The 16,941-nt window shown below is 70.8% G+C and carries 16 protein-coding genes; 5 read left to right on the top strand and 11 right to left on the bottom strand.

The genetic code is table 11. The annotated features are described in order from the left end of the window. Positions 1 to 53: 53 nt before the first annotated feature. Positions 54 to 1,808 carry a hypothetical protein gene (locus AC0VYD_RS04485; RefSeq protein ID WP_475478722.1) on the bottom strand — a complete coding sequence of 585 codons (1,755 nt, stop codon included), beginning with the start codon at positions 1,806 to 1,808 and terminating at the stop codon, positions 54 to 56. Between the two features lie 104 nt (positions 1,809 to 1,912). Further along, positions 1,913 to 3,022, bottom strand: a complete 1,110-nt coding sequence (gene wecB / locus AC0VYD_RS04480; RefSeq protein ID WP_475478721.1) for a non-hydrolyzing UDP-N-acetylglucosamine 2-epimerase — start codon at positions 3,020 to 3,022, stop codon at positions 1,913 to 1,915. A 253-nt stretch (positions 3,023 to 3,275) separates the two neighbouring features. Between wecB and AC0VYD_RS04475 the strand changes: the two genes are divergently transcribed. The 5 genes from AC0VYD_RS04475 to AC0VYD_RS04455 all read left to right on the top strand — a co-directional run bounded on the left by AC0VYD_RS04475 (position 3,276) and on the right by AC0VYD_RS04455 (position 9,389). After that, positions 3,276 to 5,024 carry a glycosyltransferase family 4 protein gene (locus tag AC0VYD_RS04475; protein ID WP_475478720.1) on the top strand — a complete coding sequence of 583 codons (1,749 nt, stop codon included), beginning with the start codon at positions 3,276 to 3,278 and terminating at the stop codon, positions 5,022 to 5,024. Between the two features lie 100 nt (positions 5,025 to 5,124). Next, a complete protein-coding gene (locus tag AC0VYD_RS04470; protein ID WP_475478719.1) occupies positions 5,125 to 6,489 on the top strand; it encodes a nucleotide sugar dehydrogenase in 1,365 nt (454 codons plus the stop codon). A 244-nt stretch (positions 6,490 to 6,733) separates the two neighbouring features. Next, positions 6,734 to 7,900, top strand: coding sequence for a glycosyltransferase (locus tag AC0VYD_RS04465; protein ID WP_475478718.1), 1,167 nt, complete (start codon positions 6,734 to 6,736; stop codon positions 7,898 to 7,900). A 135-nt stretch (positions 7,901 to 8,035) separates the two neighbouring features. Further along, complete coding sequence (locus AC0VYD_RS04460; RefSeq protein ID WP_475478717.1) at positions 8,036 to 8,641, top strand: malonic semialdehyde reductase; 606 nt, start codon at positions 8,036 to 8,038, stop codon at positions 8,639 to 8,641. A 400-nt stretch (positions 8,642 to 9,041) separates the two neighbouring features. Continuing rightward, entirely contained in the window at positions 9,042 to 9,389 is a 348-nt protein-coding gene (locus tag AC0VYD_RS04455; RefSeq protein ID WP_452546276.1) for a hypothetical protein, read from the top strand. Between the two features lie 56 nt (positions 9,390 to 9,445). Here AC0VYD_RS04455 and AC0VYD_RS04450 read toward each other — a convergent pair whose 3' ends face one another. The 9 genes from AC0VYD_RS04450 to AC0VYD_RS04410 all read right to left on the bottom strand — a co-directional run bounded on the left by AC0VYD_RS04450 (position 9,446) and on the right by AC0VYD_RS04410 (position 16,765). Next, positions 9,446 to 9,637 (bottom strand): hypothetical protein, encoded by a 192-nt coding sequence (locus AC0VYD_RS04450; RefSeq protein WP_475478716.1) that lies wholly within the window; start codon positions 9,635 to 9,637, stop codon positions 9,446 to 9,448. Between the two features lie 28 nt (positions 9,638 to 9,665). Then, entirely contained in the window at positions 9,666 to 10,496 is an 831-nt protein-coding gene (locus AC0VYD_RS04445) for a glycosyltransferase family 2 protein (RefSeq protein WP_475480178.1), read from the bottom strand. A gap of 295 nt (positions 10,497 to 10,791) precedes the next feature. Then, complete coding sequence (locus AC0VYD_RS04440) at positions 10,792 to 11,562, bottom strand: CDP-alcohol phosphatidyltransferase family protein (protein WP_475478715.1); 771 nt, start codon at positions 11,560 to 11,562, stop codon at positions 10,792 to 10,794. Then, entirely contained in the window at positions 11,540 to 12,589 is a 1,050-nt protein-coding gene (locus AC0VYD_RS04435; RefSeq protein WP_191268453.1) for an iron-containing alcohol dehydrogenase family protein, read from the bottom strand. The genes AC0VYD_RS04440 and AC0VYD_RS04435 overlap by 23 nt, the downstream gene beginning before the upstream one ends. Before the next feature lie 5 nt (positions 12,590 to 12,594). Next, positions 12,595 to 13,326 carry a phosphocholine cytidylyltransferase family protein gene (locus tag AC0VYD_RS04430; protein WP_191268455.1) on the bottom strand — a complete coding sequence of 244 codons (732 nt, stop codon included), beginning with the start codon at positions 13,324 to 13,326 and terminating at the stop codon, positions 12,595 to 12,597. A gap of 33 nt (positions 13,327 to 13,359) precedes the next feature. Continuing rightward, positions 13,360 to 14,091, bottom strand: a complete 732-nt coding sequence (locus AC0VYD_RS04425; protein ID WP_475478714.1) for a DUF5941 domain-containing protein — start codon at positions 14,089 to 14,091, stop codon at positions 13,360 to 13,362. After that, positions 14,088 to 14,810 (bottom strand): hypothetical protein, encoded by a 723-nt coding sequence (locus AC0VYD_RS04420; protein ID WP_475478713.1) that lies wholly within the window; start codon positions 14,808 to 14,810, stop codon positions 14,088 to 14,090. Before AC0VYD_RS04420 ends, AC0VYD_RS04425 begins: the two co-directional genes overlap by 4 nt. Positions 14,811 to 15,002: 192 nt before the next feature. Next, a complete protein-coding gene (locus AC0VYD_RS04415) occupies positions 15,003 to 15,812 on the bottom strand; it encodes an ABC transporter ATP-binding protein (RefSeq protein WP_475480177.1) in 810 nt (269 codons plus the stop codon). 107 nt (positions 15,813 to 15,919) lie between these two features. Further along, a complete protein-coding gene (locus AC0VYD_RS04410) occupies positions 15,920 to 16,765 on the bottom strand; it encodes an ABC transporter permease (RefSeq protein WP_475478712.1) in 846 nt (281 codons plus the stop codon). Positions 16,766 to 16,941: the final 176 nt, after the last annotated feature.

Raw genomic sequence — 16,941 nt, 5'->3', positions numbered from 1 at the left:
CTGCGCCGTGGGCGTCCGTAGCGGGCGAAGGGCGGCGGAGCGGGCGCGGCGGGTCACCCGAGGGCTCCGGTCGAGGCGTCGGCGTGCGTGGGGTCCTCGCTGTCGCCGTCGGTGCCGGATCCGTGGTCGGGCCCCAGGGCGAGGAGCCTGGTACCGCGTCGGTTCCACTCCGTCGGGCGCCAGCCGCGCCGCAGCAGCCCGGTGCGGGCCAGCTCCGGGGTGATCGAGGTGACGAAGACGTACTGCCGGCTCCCCGTCTCGCGGTCGAAGAAGCCCCGCTCCCCCGCTCCGGACGGTTCCCGGCCGTCCGGCACCGCGGTGTCCGGGGTTCCCACGGCGTCGGCCCCGGAGCACTCGGCGGCGCAGACCAGGTCGGCCAGCCGGTGTCTGCCGACCGGGCCGGTCCACAGGTGCGCCCACGGCGAGGTGGCGCGTTCGGCGAGGGACGCCCAGTGGGCCGGGGCGGGCCCGCCGGCATCCGCCGGGGCCACGTCCCGGGTGAGTTCCTCCGGGGTGTCGGGGGCGGTGGAGCGAACCGTGTGCACGGTAACGCCCTCGGCGCGCAGGCGCTGGACGCCGGACATCCGGGCGGCGGTGTCGGGTACGACCAGTTCGGCGGGGCGCAGCCGGGAGCCCAGGAGGTCCTCGGCGAGGCGGTCCGCCTCGGCCGCCGAGGCCGGATCGGCCAGGACCGCGACGCCGCGGCCGCTCAGCGGGAGTTCGGTCCCGGGGGTCCCCGCCCCGAAGACCAGGCCGTCCAGGAGCGCGGCCAACCGGACCGGCGCCGCCTCGTCGAGGAAGACCTGCCGGAGCATGGCACGCACCTCGCGGGGGGTGGGCCCGTCCGCGCGCAGGCGGGGCACGGTGACCGCCAGGTCCTCGGCATCGGGCACGGGGACGGCCGGGTGCGGGATCACCCGGGTGCCGCAGGCCCAGGCGCGTCGGCGCAGGCGCAGGTCGCCGTGGCCGGTCTCCGGGATGACGGCGACGTTGGCGGCGCGCAGGGCGTCGGGCAGCTCCGGGGAGTCGGCGTCGACCACACCCACGCCCAGGTCGAGGAGGACGTCGGGGACCGGCAGGTCCGGGGCGGTGCGGACGAAGACGGCCTCGGGGCCGGAGACGAGTTCGGCCGCGACCGGGTTGAACAGGTGCAGCGGCACCCCCGCGTCACCCTTGTGCACGCGGTCGAAACCGAGCTGGCGCAGGGCGGGCGGTGCGGGCGCGTCGTCGAGCAGGACCGTGGGGATGCCGCGCGCCGCCGCGGACTCCAGCACCCAGTGCAGGGCCCTGGTCCGGTCCACCGCCGCGGGGTCCCCCACGTGCGCCCAGGGGGACCCGGGCGCGGCCGCGGAGGCGGACACCAGGAGCAGGTTGACGTCCACCCCGTCCATGACGATCTGGGCGTCGTGCGGACGCAGGGGCACCGAACGCAGGTAGGGGTCCACGGCCGCCTGGACGGCCGGGCCGAGGACGGTGGCGACGACCAGCAGGTCCTCGCGTCCGCCGCTGAGCCCGGTGAGGAGGCGGGCCTCCTGGCGTTCGGCGTCGAAGGAGCGGACGGGTTCGACCCGGCGGCGCTCGGCGTGGTTGGTGCTGCCGCTGCGGCGCCAGAGCCGGTAGAGGTCGCGCGGGAGTTTGACCAGGGAGCGGCCGGGGCGTTTGGCGGCCGCCGTGAGCGCACGGCCCACCTGGAGCGAGGTGGACCCCTCGACCGCGGCGAGGCGGGCCTGCGCCTCCTGGAGCTGGGCCTCGCGTTCGGCCAGGGCTTGCCGAAGCTGTTCGGTCTGGCTCTGTTCACGCCGTTTCACGGTCTGCCACCTTGTGCTCGGGTCGAAAGACCCCGGGTCGGGGCCCCGGGCTGTCCGTCTGTCGGGTGGGGGCGGGTGCCGCCCCGGGGAGGAGGTTCATGGGGTCACCTGGTCCACTGGGCGAGGACGGTGGCGATGCGCTCCCCCGACCGGCCGTCCCACAGCGGCGGCACGTCGCCGATCCGTTCGCCGGTCCGTCCGTCCAGGGCCTTGCGCAGGGCCGGCAGGAGATCGGCCTCGGTGACCAGCTGGTTGGTGCCGTGGGTGATGGTGATCGGGCGTTCGGTGTTGGGGCGCAGGGTCAGGCAGGGGACGCCGAGGACGGTGGTCTCCTCCTGGACGCCGCCGGAGTCGGTGACCACGGCCGCGGCGCCTCGGGTGAGCGCGACGAAGTCGAGGTAGCCGAGCGGTTCGAGCAGGTGCACGCGCGGGTGGTCGCCGAGCCCGGCCCGGTCGAAGGCCGCCTTACCCCGCGGGTGCACGGGCATGACGACGTCGGTGAGGTCGGCGATCTCGTGCAGGCGCTCGGTGAGCCGGGCGACGTTGGCGGGGTCGTCGACGTTGGCGGGCCGGTGCAGGGTGGCCGCCACATAGCGTTCGGGCAGGTCGAGGCGGTCCCGCAGGGCATCGGCGTCGAAGCGGTCGAGGTTGCCCAGGAGCGTGTTGATCATCGGGTTGCCGACGAGGTGGACGCGGTTCGGGGACACCCCCTCCGCCGCCAGGTGGCCGACCGCCTCCGGGCTGGTCGCGAAGCACAGGTCGCTGAGCTGGTCGGTGACCCGGCGGTTGACCTCCTCCGGCATGGTGTTGTCGAAGGAGCGCAGGCCCGCCTCGACGTGCGCGACGGGGATGCCGAGCTTGGCGGCGACCAGGGCGGCGGCCAGGGTGGAGTTGACGTCGCCGTAGACCACGACCATGCCGGGGGTGGTCCGGGTGAACTCCTTCTCCAGGCCGACCATGAGGGCGGCGGTCTGGGCGGCGTGCGAACCCGAGCCGACGCCTAGGTCGACGTCGGGGGTGGGCAGGCCGAGGTCGCGGAAGAAGACGGCCGACATGCGGTCGTCGTAGTGCTGGCCGGTGTGCAGGACCGTCTGGTGCGCGCCCCGGCCGCGCAGGGCCGAAACCACCGGCGCGGCCTTCACGAAGTTGGGGCGGGCCCCGACCACGTGCACGATCCCGGTGTCCTGACTGCCAAGAGGGGCACTCGTTGTCACGGCTGCTTCCTTCTTCTTCCGGTGGGGGTGTCTGCTGTTCTGGCGCGGGTCCCGGGCGGACCGGTGACCGCGGCGGCTCGGCGGGCCGGGCGGCGCGGAGGCCGGTCGGGGAGTTCTTTGCCCCAGCCGTTCCACCGGAGTCGCCGTGTTGTCACCATCCGGCCACGTCCACGTGGTTGTGTGACTGACCGTGCATGACTCCCAGACTTCCGAACCCCGCGTTCCGCGTCCGCGTGCCCGATGGCCGAGGGCGGTGACGTTCACCGCGTCCCTGGCCTGGCACCATCTGCGTTCCGAACCCGCTCGGCTGCCCCTGTTGGCTCCCCGGCTGATGCCCGGCCCCGTACGGACCACGGCACGCGCCGTGGCGTCCCGATCGGGTGCCCTGCCGCGCGCCTACGCCCTGTGGGACCAGGGGCGACGCCAGGAGGCACGCGAGGTGCTGCTGTCCACCGCCCGGGGCTCCTCGCCCCGCCGGGTGGGGCGCCTGGTCGCGGCCGCCCTCGCCGCCGGGGACGCGGACACCGCGCGTGAACTGGTCGAACGAATCCCGCCCGGGCCGCACCGGACCACGGCGCAGTACCGGACGGCGCTGGCCACGGGGCGCGCCGTCCCCGCCTCCCCGTCCGTTTCGCCTGACCTTCACGGGATCACGTTAACCCGCGGTGCGCCAACGCGGCCTGACGACACGGTGAACGCTCAGCGACCGGCGGTGGCGGGATCGGGGCACCGGTGTACGGGCCCTGACCCGGAGCGGCCGGGAGCGGGCGTCCGGGTCCTGCATCTGGTCACCAACGCGTTGCCGCACACCAACGCTGGTTACACCCAGCGCACGCACCGCATCGCCCTCGCCCAGCGGGAGGCCGGGATGGACGTGCACGTGGCCACCAGGGCCGGGTACCCGCTGACCAAGGGCGTGCTGGATCCGCGCACGCTGGTGCGGGTGGACGGGGTCCCCTACCACCGCCTCCTCCCCTGGACCGCACCCGCCGACCGCGCCGAGGAGCTCGACTCGGGGCTGCGGCTGGCCTCGGAGCTGGTGGAGGCGGTGCGCCCGGACGTGCTGCACGCGGCGAGCAACCACCACAACGCGCGGCTGGCCCTGGAACTGGGGCGCAGGTACGGGCTGCCCGTGGTCTACGAGGTCCGCGGCTTCCTGGAGGAGTCCTGGCTGTCCCGGGACCCCTCCCGGGGGGTCGACGACGCCTTCTACCGGGCCGAACGCGCCAGCGAGACGGAGTGCATGCTCGCCGCCGACCTGGTGGTGACCCTCGGCGAGGCGATGCGTGCCGACATCGAGGCCCGCGGGGTGCCCGCGGAGCGGATACTGGTCGTCCCCAACGCCGTGGACGCCTCCTTCCTGGAGCCGCTGCCGCCGGGTGAGGCGGTCCGCGAGGGGCTGGGGATCGGCCGGGAGGAGTTCGTGGCGGGCACCACCACGAGCTGTTTCGGCTACGAGGGGCTGGACGTGCTCCTGGACGCGGTGGCGCTGCTGCGGGAGCGGGGCGAGCCCGCACACGCCCTGATCGTCGGGGACGGGCCCGAACTCGCCGCGCTGCGCGCGCGGGCGGAGCGGCTCGGGCTGTCCGGGGCGGCGCACTTCCCGGGGCGGGTCCCGGCCGACCGGGTCCGGCACCACCACGCCGCCCTGGACGTGTTCGCGGTGCCCAGGCTCGACGAACGGGTGTGTCGGCTGGTGACCCCCCTGAAACCGGTGGAGGCTATGGCGGGAGGGCTGCCCGTCGTCGCGAGCGACCTCCCCGCCCTGCGGGAGATCGTGGAACCCGGGGTGACCGGAGAGTTAATTCCGGCGGGCGAATCGGCACGTCTAGCTGATGTGCTCACAAAACTCGCCTACAGTCGTGAAAAGCGGACGTCCTACGGCCAAGCAGGACAGAAACGCGTCGGTGCGAACCGCACGTGGACCGAGGCCGTATACCGCTACAACCAGGCGTATCGGGTTCTCATCGGGAAAGTGTCCGGACCAGGACAGATCCCGTAACCAAGGGCAATGCCTGTCTACACTCGGGTCTCCAGAACTCCGAATGGCAGTCCTCGATATATGCGCCCGTTCACGAAACGAATGCGAGTGTGACCACGAAGTGGATGCCGCAGCCTCCAACCCAGCCACTGTCCCCGAGCAGCGCTCCGGTTCGGCCAGCGACCTCGTCGTCCTCGGCCTCGGCTACGTCGGTCTGCCCCTGGCGGCCGAAGCCGTGTCAGCCGGGCTGAAGGTGACCGGTTTCGACGTCAGCGCCCGTGTGGTCGACGGCCTCAACAAGGCCGATTCACACATCGACGACCTGTCGTCGGAAGACGTGAACACGATGCTGGACAAGGGGTTCAGCGCGACCACGGACCCTGCGTGCCTGGCGACGGCGCGCACCATCGTCATCTGTGTCCCCACCCCGCTCTCACCCGAGGGCGGGCCGGACCTGGGGGCGGTCACCTCCGCCTCCAAGGCCGTCGCCGCGCACATGTCCCCCGGGACCCTGGTGATCCTGGAGTCCACCACCTACCCGGGCACCACCGAGGAGGTAGTACGGCCCCTGTTGGAGGAGTCCGGCCTGGTCGCCGGATCCGACTTCCGGCTGGCCTTCTCCCCCGAGCGGATCGACCCGGGCAACCAGACCTTCGGCGTGGCCAACACGCCCAAGGTGGTCGGCGGGCTCACCGAGGAGTGCGGGGAGGCGGCCGCCGCCTTCTACGAGAACTTCGTGAACACCGTGGTCCGGACCCGGGGCACCCGCGAGGCCGAGATGGCCAAGCTGCTGGAGAACACCTACCGGCACGTCAACATCGCCCTGGTCAACGAGATGGCCGTCTTCTGCCAGGAGCTGGGCGTCGACCTGTGGGACTCGATCGCAGCGGCGGCCACCAAGCCGTTCGGCTTCCAGGCGTTCTACCCGGGCCCGGGCGTGGGCGGACACTGCATCCCGATCGACCCGAACTACCTCTCCTACAAGGTCAAGACCCTCGGCTACCCGTTCCGGTTCGTCGAGCTGGCCCAGGAGATCAACGGGCGGATGCCGTCCTACGTGACCCAGCGCGCCCAGGAGCTGCTCAACGACTCCGGGCTCGCGCTCTCCCGGTCCAAGGTCCTGCTGCTCGGCGTGACCTACAAGGCCGACATCGCCGACCAGCGCGAGTCTCCGGCCCGCCCGGTGGCCCGCAAGCTCGCCGCCAAGGGCGCCACGCTCACCTACCACGACCCGCACGTGGAGTCCTGGGAGGTGGACGGGGTGGACGTGCCTCGCTCCACCGACCTGGAGCAGGCCCTGGCCGAGGCCGACCTGACCGTTCTGCTGACCGACCACAGCGAGTACCGGCCCAAGCTGCTCAACGAGTACGCGCGGCTGCTCCTGGACACCCGGGGCGTCCTTCGCCGCCCCGACCCGGACGAGGCCGCCGAGGTCCCGGCGCAGTTCCGGCGCCGCGCCGACCGGGAGGGCATCCAGGTCCTGTAGGGGCCGCGGGGGCCCGCACGAGGCACGTCGACCCGGACGCCAGACGGCGTTCGGCGGCGTGCCTCGGCGCGTTCACCGTCCGCCCACCGAAGGTTCACCGGAACCACCCCGCTTGTCCACTCGGCTTTCCTCAGTGTGTTTCCGCAGGTGAATACCGTGTCGTGCAGCTGATCCCGCACCCTCACAGCGGATCATCGAACACGGACCAGTCGGACCAAAACGGTGACACACGTAGGTGATCTCGATGCACGCGCTTGTGGCCACGATTGTGCACCACCCCGAGGACGCACGAATCCTGCACCGCCAGATACGGGCCCTGGTGGACGCCGGACACACGGTGACGTACGTGGCGCCCTTCCGGGAGTGCGGGGTGACCCCCTGGGACCGGGTGCGTTCGGTGGACGTTCCCCGTGCCTCCGGCCGTGACCGGCTCTCCTCGATCCGGGCGGCCCGGACCGTTCTGGCCCGGTTGGCTCCCGAGGCCGACCTCCTGCTCTTCCACGACCCCGAACTGCTGCTGGCCCTGCCCGCCAAGAGACCGGTGACGGTGTGGGACGTGCACGAGGACACCCCGGCGGCCCTGCGCACCAAGCCGTGGGTCCCGCAGCCGCTGCGCCGACCGCTCGGCGGTGTGGTGCGCGGTTTCGAGCGGTACGCCGAGCGGCGGATGCACCTGCTGCTGGCCGAGGAGGGCTACCGGCCCCGGTTCCGGCTCGACCACCCGGTGGTGCCCAACACCACCGACGTGCCCGAGGCGCCGCTCCGCGCGCCCGGCGAGGACCGGGTCGTCTACCTGGGGCACCTGTCCAGGGCCCGGGGCGCCCACGACATGATCGAGATGGGGCGCCGGCTGCGTGACCACGGGGTGCGCCTGGAGGTGATCGGCGGCGCCGACCACGGGATCCGGCAGCTGCTGCGCGACGCCCACCAGGAGAACGCCCTGCACTGGTACGGCTTCGTGCCCAACGACCGCGCCCTGCGCATCGCGGCCGGCGCCCTGGCCGGGATCAGCCTGCTGCACGACACCGACAACTACCGGCACTCCCTGCCCACCAAGGTCGTGGAGTACATGGCCCACGGGCTGCCGGTGGTCACCACCCCCAACCCGATGGCCGAGGCCCTGGTGACCAAGCGCCCGGAGGGCCCGGCCGGGACCGTCGTGCCGTTCGAGGACCCGGAGGCGGCAGCGCGGGCCGTGCTGGAGCTGCGCCGGGACGAGGAGAGGCGCCACGAGTACGCTCGCACCGGCCACCGGATCGCACAGCGCTCCTTCCACTGGCCGGTACAGGCACGACTGTTCGTGAAACGGCTGGAGGAGTGGGTCTGTGAGGCCAACGCCCCGGCCCCTGCGATCCCCCGGCCCCGTGCGCCCCGGCAGAGCGGACGCCCGCGCACGGCGTTCAGCGAATAGACCGCTCACCTGGTACTCGTGAGTGAATGAGCTCACACATCGTTCCGTGGTGAAATATCTTCCTAGTCAACTAGGTTGTGCTGCGTGCCGTCCCCGGACGGCACCACCACCCACGAGCACGGCCGAGGTTTCGATATGACTGACACACTGGTCCTGAACAAGGACGCACAGGACCTGCTGTTCCGTAGCGCCCGCACCGCCAACACCTTCACCGACGAGCCGGTGACCGAGGAACAGCTGCGCACGATCTACGGCCTGGTCAAGTACGGCCCCACGGCCATGAACAACCAGCCCCTGCGCGTCACCGCGGTCCGCTCCCCCGAGGCTCGCGAGCGACTCGTGAAGCACATGGCGGGCAACAACGCCCCCAAGACCTCGACGGCCCCGCTCACGCTCGTCCTGTCCGCTGACAGCGCCTTCCACGAGCACTTCCCGAAGACCTTCCCGGTCGTGCCGGAGGCCCGGGAGAACTTCTCCGGCATGCCGGTCGAGGCCCGCGAGTCCATGGCCCTGCAGAACGCGCTCCTCCAGGTCGCCTACCTGATCGTCGGCGTTCGCGCCGCCGGCCTGGCCGCGGGCCCGATGACCGGCTTCGACGCCGAGGGCGTCCGCAAGGAGTTCTTCGGCGAGGACTCCACCCAGACCCCCCTGGTGGTCATGAACATCGGCAAGCCCGGCCCCGACGCCTGGTTCGACCGCCTGCCGCGGCTGGACTACGAAGAGGCCGTCACCGAGATCTGATCCCGAACAGCGGTGAAGGGGGCGGGCGCCGTGCGGCGCCCGCCCCCTCGTACACACTGGTCACGGATTTTCCCGAACCTTGCACCTCGGGCTTCCCGACGCCGTACCGTCTGACCTACGCTTGGGCTGTCCCAGTCCAGGCGTCGACATCCGGACACGCCGAGCAGCTGGGATACCGCATGGTCCGACCACGCCACCCCGACAAGGACCTGGAATCGGTACTGAAGGGTGCGGAGGCCAGAGGATGGCGTGTCGAACGCAGGAAGAAGTACTACAAGATGTACTGCCCCTGCCAGGACAAGCACTTTAAAACCGTTAAGCTCTCGCCTTCGGGAGCGAACTACCTGAAGGATCTCCTCGGGCAGCTCCGACGAGCCACTTGCTGGGAGGAACAGGACCGGTGACCATCCACCACCTGGCAGTCGACCTGTCGTTCGAAAGCCGCAACGGCACGACCACCGACAGTGACTTCGACGCCTTCACCGACCGTTTCATCAACGAGCTCGACAGCCTCCAGGAGTGTGACCCGGGCATCATCGACCCCGACGTGGTCGGCAGCCTGGCTCAGCGGACCCTCAGCGTGACGATGGGCGTACGCGCCGACAGCCTGGAGGACGCCATCCGGTTGTTCTCCGCGAACGTTCGCGCCACGCTCCACGCCGCCGAATGCGAAACTCCCACCTGGCCGCACTTCGTGCCGACCACCCGGACCCATGAGGTCCGCCCAGTGGATGCCGCCACCGGCTGAGGGATCCGCTGTCAAGAAGCTGGAGGGGCGGGCGCCGTGCGGCGCCCGCCCCTTTTTCACCGCTGCGGGTACTCGGGTCCCTGCGGGCCGGACCCCGGCCCGGGCTGCGGCTGTCGGCCGTAGGGTGCCCGGCCCCGGGGAGGGTTCGCCTGCTTCCGTGCCGACACGACGACGAGCGTCACCACCAGGGCGATGACGGCGACGACGAGAAGCAGGAATCCGATGACGAGAGGGCTGACGACGGCCAAGTCCGCCTCCTGGGGGTCGCGGGTGTACTCAGATGACCGGGGGGCGTCCGGCCCTGGTCATCCGCCAGGCGGTGCGCCAGCTGATCGGGGTGCGTCGGCCCGCGTCCTCGCGCCAGCCCTCCCGGAAACCGGAGAACCACGACCTCAGCGCGGCCCGGTCGCGTTCGCGCAGCACGGTCAGCCCCACCCAGGTGCCCAGGTAGGCGACGGCCAGCGGCCACGGCAGGTTGCGCCGGGCCAGCCACACCCTGTTGCGGGCGTTGAGCCGGTAGAAGTTCTCGTGCCGGGTCGGCGCGACGGCCGGGTGGTACATCACGGCGTCGGCGTCGTACTCGATGGTGTACCCGGCGTCCATGATCCGCCAGGCCAGGTCGGTCTCCTCGTGGGCGTAGAAGAACTCGCCCGGGAGCCCGCCGCCCTCGTCGAAGGCGGTGCGGCGGATGGCGCAGGCCCCGCCCAGGAACGTGGTGACCGCACTCGACCGCCGGGAGTCGCCCACCCGCAGCCGGGGCACGTGGCGGCGCTGGTCCGGGCCGCCGTCGGGGTCGGCGATGCGGAACGAGAGCGCACCGAGACCGGGGTCCGCGGCGAAGCGTTCGCGCACGTGGCGGGCGAGGTCCATGGAGCGGTACCAGCCGTCGTCGTCCAGGAACAGGATGACGTCGCCCTGCGTCGCCCGCACACCCTCGTTGCGCCCCTCGGGGATGCCCACGTTCTCCGGCAGGCGCACCGTGGTGACGCCCTCGGGGAGCTTGGGCAGGTCGGCCCCGTTGCCGACGACGACGACCTCGACGTCGGCCTCCTCCTGCTCGAACACGCTGGTGATCGCACGCCTGAGCTCGGCAGGGCGGTTGCCCATGGTGAGCAGGACACAGGACAGGGTGGGCTTACCGGTACCGGGCACCTGGGAGCTGCTCCGTTCGGCTCTGGGCGCTCGGAGGTCCCCCGTCGTGGACGTGCCGGAGCCTTGCGAGGGCGGGATCACGGGTGTGGCCATGGTTGCGACCGTTCAGTGGACGACGTGCGGCTGACAGGTGGACACATGTCAACGTTCGCAGAAACAGACTAACGAAAGGATAAAAGCGAAGTGTACGGAGCCGTGGACGGGGTATCGTCCACGGCTCCACAAGTGACGCCGTAACGTCACCGCCGCGTTACTCCAGGCGGCGGGAGGCGAGCACGCTCACGAAGTGCGCGAAGCTCATCAGCACCGCGACGGCGGCACAGGCCGCGACCAGGACCCGGGTGGCCGCCAGCTCTCCGAGGAAGAGGTCGGCCACGGCCGCCACCACCACGATCAGGGAGAGTTCGACCGCCTGGATGAGGCGGTGCACCTTGAGCATCGAGGCCAGGCGGCGGGCCAGGCTCAGCCCCGAGGACTTCGGCCTCATGGCCTCCTCGGAGATTCCCTCCGGCAGACCGGCCTTGGCCCGGGCCACCACCACGTTGTCGGTCTCGGCCTTGATCAGCACGACACCGAGCGCGGCGGCCATGCCCAGGACGACCCAGCCGCCCGGCTCGAACCCGCCCTGGGCGCGGATGCCCAGGCCGACCAGCAGGGCGACCTCGGAGACGTAGTGGCCGATGCGGTCCAGGTAGATGCCGGCCACACTGGTGCGGCCCGTGTACCGGGCCACCTCGCCGTCGGAACAGTCCAGCAGAAGGTAGATCTGCACGAACACGGCGGCGAGGACGGCCGACCACAGACCGCCGAAGGCCACGATCACCCCGGCGAGCACGCCGAACACCATCATCAGGTAGGTGATGGGGTTCGGCGGCACGCGCAGGCGCACGAAGAGGGTCGTCAGGTACGGGGAGATGTCCCGCATGTAGAGACGGCCCGCCCAGTGCTCCTCGTTGACGCGCTCCTTGATCCCCGCGGGCTGGCCGCCCGCGCGGACCTCAGCGACCGACGGCTTCGACATAGTCCGCGACACTCCGCCCGATCTCGTCCTCGGAGAGGTTCAGGTGTTCAAGGATGGTGAACCGGCCCGGGCGGGTGCCCGGGGCGTGGGCCACCGCACGCGCGAACGAAGCCTCGTCGAGACCGACGTCGGAGGGCACGATGGGCAGGTTGTGGCGGAGCAGGCAGTTCCGGATCTCCTCCAGTCGCGACTGCGGCCAGTCCAGGTGCTTGACCCGCAGGTAGGACGCGTACAGCGCGCCCAGCCCGGCGAGTTCACCGTGGTTGCTCGTGCCCGGGTAGAGCTGGGTGATGGCGTGCAGGATCTCGTGGCAGGCCCCGCTGGCCGGACGGCTGGAACCGGCGACCGACATGGCCATGCCGGACAGCACCAGGCCCTCGGCCAGGACCTTGAGGAACCCGTCGGAGTCGATCGAGTCCGGGCGGTGCAGGACCGCCTCGGCGGCGACGCGGGCGAAGGTGACCGCCATGCCGTCGACCGGCTCGCCGTTCTCGCGCCCCGCGAGCTCCCAGTCCTCGATGGCCGAGATGTTGCTGACCACGTCACCGATGCCGGACCGGACCAGGTGCGCGGGGGCCGCCCGGACGTAGTCGACGTCGATGACCACCGCGATGGGCATGGTGACCCCGATCGACGGCTTGCCGCCCTCGTGCTCCAGGGAGCTGACGGGGGAGGCGATGCCGTCGTGGGCCAGGTTCGTGGCCACGGCCACCATCGGGATGCCCGCCATCGTCGCGGCGAACTTGGTGACGTCGATGGTCTTGCCGCCGCCGATGCCGGCCACGGCCTCGTAGGCGCCCGAACGCAGCTTCTTGCCCAGTTCGGTCGCCGCGTCGACGGTGCCCTCCTCGACCTGGAAGACCTCGCTCTGGGGCAGGTCCAGGTCAGCGGCGATCTGTGCGCCCTGGCCCGGGCCCACCGCGACGGCGATGCGGCCCTCGGTGGCGATGCGGCGGTCGGCCAGCACCGTTCCGAGCGAGGCGATGGCTCCCCGGCGCACGTCGATCGCCAGGGGGGAGGGGAGCATTCGGGCTAGTAGCGGCACGCGATCTCCCTTGCCTTGGCCAGGTCGTCGTGGTTGTCGACCTCGACCCAGTCCACCTTGCCGATGGGGGCGACGGAGATCTTCTCACCGCGGCGGACGAGCTCCTGGTAACCGTCCTCGTAGTAGAGCTGCGGGTCCCGCTCCCAGGTGGCCTTCAGGGCGTCGGCCAGGCGCGGGGCGAGCGAGCCCTCGATGAGGGTGGCGCCGATGTACTCCCCCGCTGCGGTGGCGGGGTCCATCAGCTTGGTGATGGTGCTGAGGTGACCGTTCTCGTCGAGGGTCACCTTCATCTCCTCGTCAGCGAGGTTTTTCACGTTGTCCACCGCGAGGAGCAGTTCCGGACCCCTGGCGGCGAGTAGCGTTTCCTCGACACTCACCGGGTGCACGGTGTCGCCGTTGACGAGGAGGACGCCCTCGGAGAAGAACTCACGTGCGGTCCACAGGGAGTAGGCGTTGTTCCACTCCTCGGCCTTGTCGTTGTAGCTGAGGGTGAGCTTGACGCCGTGGCGCTCCTCCAGTGCCTGCTTGCGCTCCTCCACGGCCTCGGCACGGTAACCGACCACGACGACGACGTCGGTGAGCCCGGCGGCGGCCAGGTTGCGCAGCGAGATGTCCATGATGGTCGTCTCACCGTCGACTGGCACCAGGGCCTTGGGCAGGGTGTCGGTGTAGGGACGCAGACGGCGCCCGGCGCCTGCGGCGAGAACCATTCCGAGCATGAGGGCGTGTTCCTCCTTAGGTCGAGGAGGCTTTCACGCCTCCCCGTTCGTTCCGGCGGCCGGTCGGCCCCCGTCTCCCTGGCGGGTGATCGGGTGATCCCCCAGGACGGCGCCGCCACTCGGCGTGGCCGCGCTGACGCGCACATCGGTCACCGGTGTCGCGCTCCAGGTGCGCCCGGCCTCGCGAACGAGCAGGACCGCCAGGTATCCGGCGAGTATGCCGTAGGCGGGGGTGAGGGCGGAAAACGCGCCCCCGACCGCGATGACGAGCATCCGTCCGTCCCAGCCGAGCGCGGCCCGCCGCACCCACACCGGTCGGCTCACACCGACAGCGGGGCGTGCGACGTCGTCGCGATGGTGGCAGCCGACCGTCATCAAGAGTACGAACACCAGTGGACCGGGTACGCCGGACGCGAGCCCGACGACCGCCAGGTAGCTGTACTCGGTGACGCGCAGGACCGGGGGTACCAGCCAGTCGTACCGCCCGTCGTGGGGGTGGCCCGAGGCCAGACCGGACAGTAGCAGGGCAGCGACCGGTGCGAACAGGGTAATGCCTGTCAGCCGTCCCCCGCCCGCCGCGAGGAGCACCAGCACGACGACGGCTCCCGCGACCGCGGTGAGCAGCGGCGGGGCCATCCCCGGGGCGATCCTGCCGAGCAGTATTGCGATGTGACTGTCATCACGAAGAAAGCGCAGGTCGGGAAGGACGGGTTCGAGCCGTTCCCGCGTGTGCCCTGGGTCCCGCTCCGGCTCCGCCGTGCTCATCGCCGCACCCCTCGCGAGGAAGGGTCGACGAGCTCTCCGGTGATCGCCACGGCGCAGCCGACGATGAGGCTGAGGAATACGAGCCGGGCGTCCCCGACCGTCGCGGCGACGGCGATCACGAGGAACCGGGTCGGCTGGCCGAAGAGCAGCACCCGGCGGGCCAGGACCGGCAGGGGGAGGGCGCTCGGCGGTCCGTCGGCCCTCACCGTGCCGGAGTCCTCCCGGGCCCGCGCGGGTTCCGCCGCCCCCGCCCGGGGCGCGGGCACCCGGACGCCCTCAGGCTGACGCTGCGCGGGCAGCACGAGGGGTTTGGCCCCCGCGGGCGCCGACGGGGCCGAGCGGGCCACCAGGAGCGAGTCACGCAGGGCCAGGGCGATCAGCGCCCCGGCCGCCCACCCCCAGGCGCTGGCGGATCCGCCGACTGCCGCCCCGAACGCGAGCCCGACGTAGACGACGTACTCCCGGAGCTGGGCCGCCACGGACACGGTCCAGAGGGTGAGTGCGTCCCTGCGGTTGGCCCGCATCCGGTCCCGGACCGCGTCGCAGCACAGGACCAGCCCGAGGAGGGCCGACCCGGCGAGGGCGCCGACGAGGTCGGTCCGACCGAACCAGACCGCCGCCGCGACCGCCACCAGGACACTGATGCGGGTCACCCCCGTCCTGGTGACACGCCTGCGCTCCAACATCCGCGCGGTCGCCCGCGCCACCGTGCCCGTCATATGCCCGCGCCCTCCCAGTTTCAACTGGGAGTCACCGTCACCCACGCTCTGTGCGCAATCAACCACTGACACGCACATGGCCGCAGACATCCCGTTCCGGTACCGCTGAGGGCGTTCCGGACAGTCCCGGACACGAAAGAGCGCACCTCCGGAACCTCCGGGGTGCGCTCTCTCCAGGTCTGTGCGGGCGCCTCAGGCGGTCTGGCCGCCGCCCTTGCCCCCGGTCCCGTCCGGGTCCTCCGGGTCCGCGGCCCGCTCCTCGGCCTCGATCTTCTTCTCCGCGGCCTCGGCGCGCTTCTTCTTGGCCTCGTCCTTCTTCTTGCGCTCCTCGATCTCCGCCTTGGTGTCCTCGTTGTAGGCGGCCAGAGCGGAGTCGATGTCGGTGTCCAGGGCCAGCGAACCGCCCTTGACGTACAGGCCCCGGTTGCAGAAGCGGCGCAGGTCCTTCTCGTTGTGCGAGACCAGGACCATCGTGCGCTCGTTGGCCAGCATCCGGTCGATGGCCTCGTAGCACTTGCGCTTGAAGGCCTTGTCCCCCACCGCCAGCACCTCGTTGACCAGCATGATCGGGTGTTCCAGCTGGGAGATGAGCGCGAAGCCCAGCCGCACCTTCATACCGCTGGAGTAGTGCCGTACCGGGGTGTCGATGAACTTCGGCTTGACCTCGGCGAAGTCGACGATCTCGTCGAAGCGCTCGTCGATCTCCTTCTCGGTCATGCCGTGCAGCGAACCGACCAGGTACACGTTCTCGCGGCCGGTCAGGTTGTCGTTGAACCCGGCCCGCAGCTCCAGGAGCGGCGCGACCTTGCCGTGCACGCTGACCTTGCCCTCGTCCGGGATGAGCACCCCGGCGATCATCTTGAGCAGGGTGGACTTGCCGGTGCCGTTCTTGCCGACGATGCCGACGCAGTCGCCCTTGGCGATGTCGAAGGACACGTCGCGCAGCGGCCAGAACTCGTTGCCCTCGGCGTTGGGGTCGCGTTTGCTGCCGTGGATGAACATCTCACGGAGGCTGCGCTTGCGGCGGCGGTTCACGGCGAACTTCACACCGAGGCCGCGGGCCTCGATGACCGGACCGCTGGTGACCGCGGCCTCGTAGGTGGACGCCATCACAACTCCTTCAGAACGGACATCTCCAGACGGCGGAACGTCCAGTATCCGATAACGAGCATCAGGATCGAACCGACCACCGCAGAGGTCAACGCGAGAGGACTGGGCGTTAGTTCCTCGAAGCCGGGGAACCACACGGTGCGGTGCATCTGGAAGATACCCATCAGCGGGTTGAGCTCGTAGACCGTCTTCACCCAGCCGGGGGCACCGGAGTCGAGCACCATGACGGCCGGGAACAGGATCGCCGAGCCGTAGAACAGGATCCGGGTCAGGATACGCGTCAGGCGCTCCACGTCGCGGAGCAACACGTTCACCGAGGCCAGGAACAGGGTGACGCCCAGGCCGAACGCGAAGGTCAGCACGATCGCCATCGGCAGCCAGAGGAGCATGCCCTCCCAGCTGAACCGGCCGCCCAGGGCGAACACGAAGATCAGCAGGACCGGCCAGGTGAGCAGGTACTCGATGAACTTGGTGCCGACGGTGGCCATCGGGAAGATCTCGCGGGGGACCTTCATGGTGGTGATCAGCTTCGAGTGCGTGATCATCGCGCGCGGAGCCTCGCTGAGGATCGCACCGAAGGTGGTCCAGGGCAGGATGCCCGCGACGAGGAAGAGGATGTAGCCGCCGTAGGCATCGGCTCCCTCGGGTATGCCGCGGTTGGCCTGGAGAACGACGCCGAAGATGAAGTAGTACACCAACGTCAGCGCGAGGGGTTCCAACATCGTCCAGGCGTAACCCAGCACGGACTGCTGGTACTTGACCTTCAGGTCGCGCCGGACCAGGAGGCCGACGACCTTCCGGTGCTCCCAGACGGCCAGCGTCCTTGACGCCACCGCCACCTCCAAGGTTTGAGATCGTCCGGTTCACGGTGTGCCGGACAGTCGCGTCTGTGAACTCGCCTGCGCGTACCGGCCGTCCACACGAAAACGCGGTCGCAGCCTCACCGGACCGGCACAGGGGTGTGTCCGGGCGACCGGGGGATGTCACCAACCACGCCCGGCTCCACGACCGAATCAGAGGA

Source organism: Nocardiopsis sp. iso_40, from assembly GCF_056173285.1.
The sequence above is the reverse complement of the archived record's forward strand: the minus strand, read 5'-3'. Positions and strand labels throughout refer to the sequence as shown.

Excerpts from the sequence above, each read along its gene's own strand:
- AC0VYD_RS04465 (WP_475478718.1), top strand. The coding sequence starts at position 6,734 with ATGCACGCGCTTGTGGCCACGATTGTGCACCACCCCGAGGACGCACGA.
- AC0VYD_RS04460 (WP_475478717.1), top strand. The coding sequence starts at position 8,036 with ATGACTGACACACTGGTCCTGAACAAGGACGCACAGGACCTGCTGTTC.
- AC0VYD_RS04445 (WP_475480178.1), bottom strand. The coding sequence starts at position 10,496 with ATGGGCAACCGCCCTGCCGAGCTCAGGCGTGCGATCACCAGCGTGTTC.
- AC0VYD_RS04440 (WP_475478715.1), bottom strand. The coding sequence starts at position 11,562 with ATGTCGAAGCCGTCGGTCGCTGAGGTCCGCGCGGGCGGCCAGCCCGCG.
- AC0VYD_RS04435 (WP_191268453.1), bottom strand. The coding sequence starts at position 12,589 with ATGCTCCCCTCCCCCCTGGCGATCGACGTGCGCCGGGGAGCCATCGCC.
- AC0VYD_RS04430 (WP_191268455.1), bottom strand. The coding sequence starts at position 13,326 with ATGCTCGGAATGGTTCTCGCCGCAGGCGCCGGGCGCCGTCTGCGTCCC.
- AC0VYD_RS04425 (WP_475478714.1), bottom strand. The coding sequence starts at position 14,091 with ATGAGCACGGCGGAGCCGGAGCGGGACCCAGGGCACACGCGGGAACGG.
- AC0VYD_RS04420 (WP_475478713.1), bottom strand. The coding sequence starts at position 14,810 with ATGACGGGCACGGTGGCGCGGGCGACCGCGCGGATGTTGGAGCGCAGG.
- AC0VYD_RS04415 (WP_475480177.1), bottom strand. The coding sequence starts at position 15,812 with ATGTTCATCCACGGCAGCAAACGCGACCCCAACGCCGAGGGCAACGAG.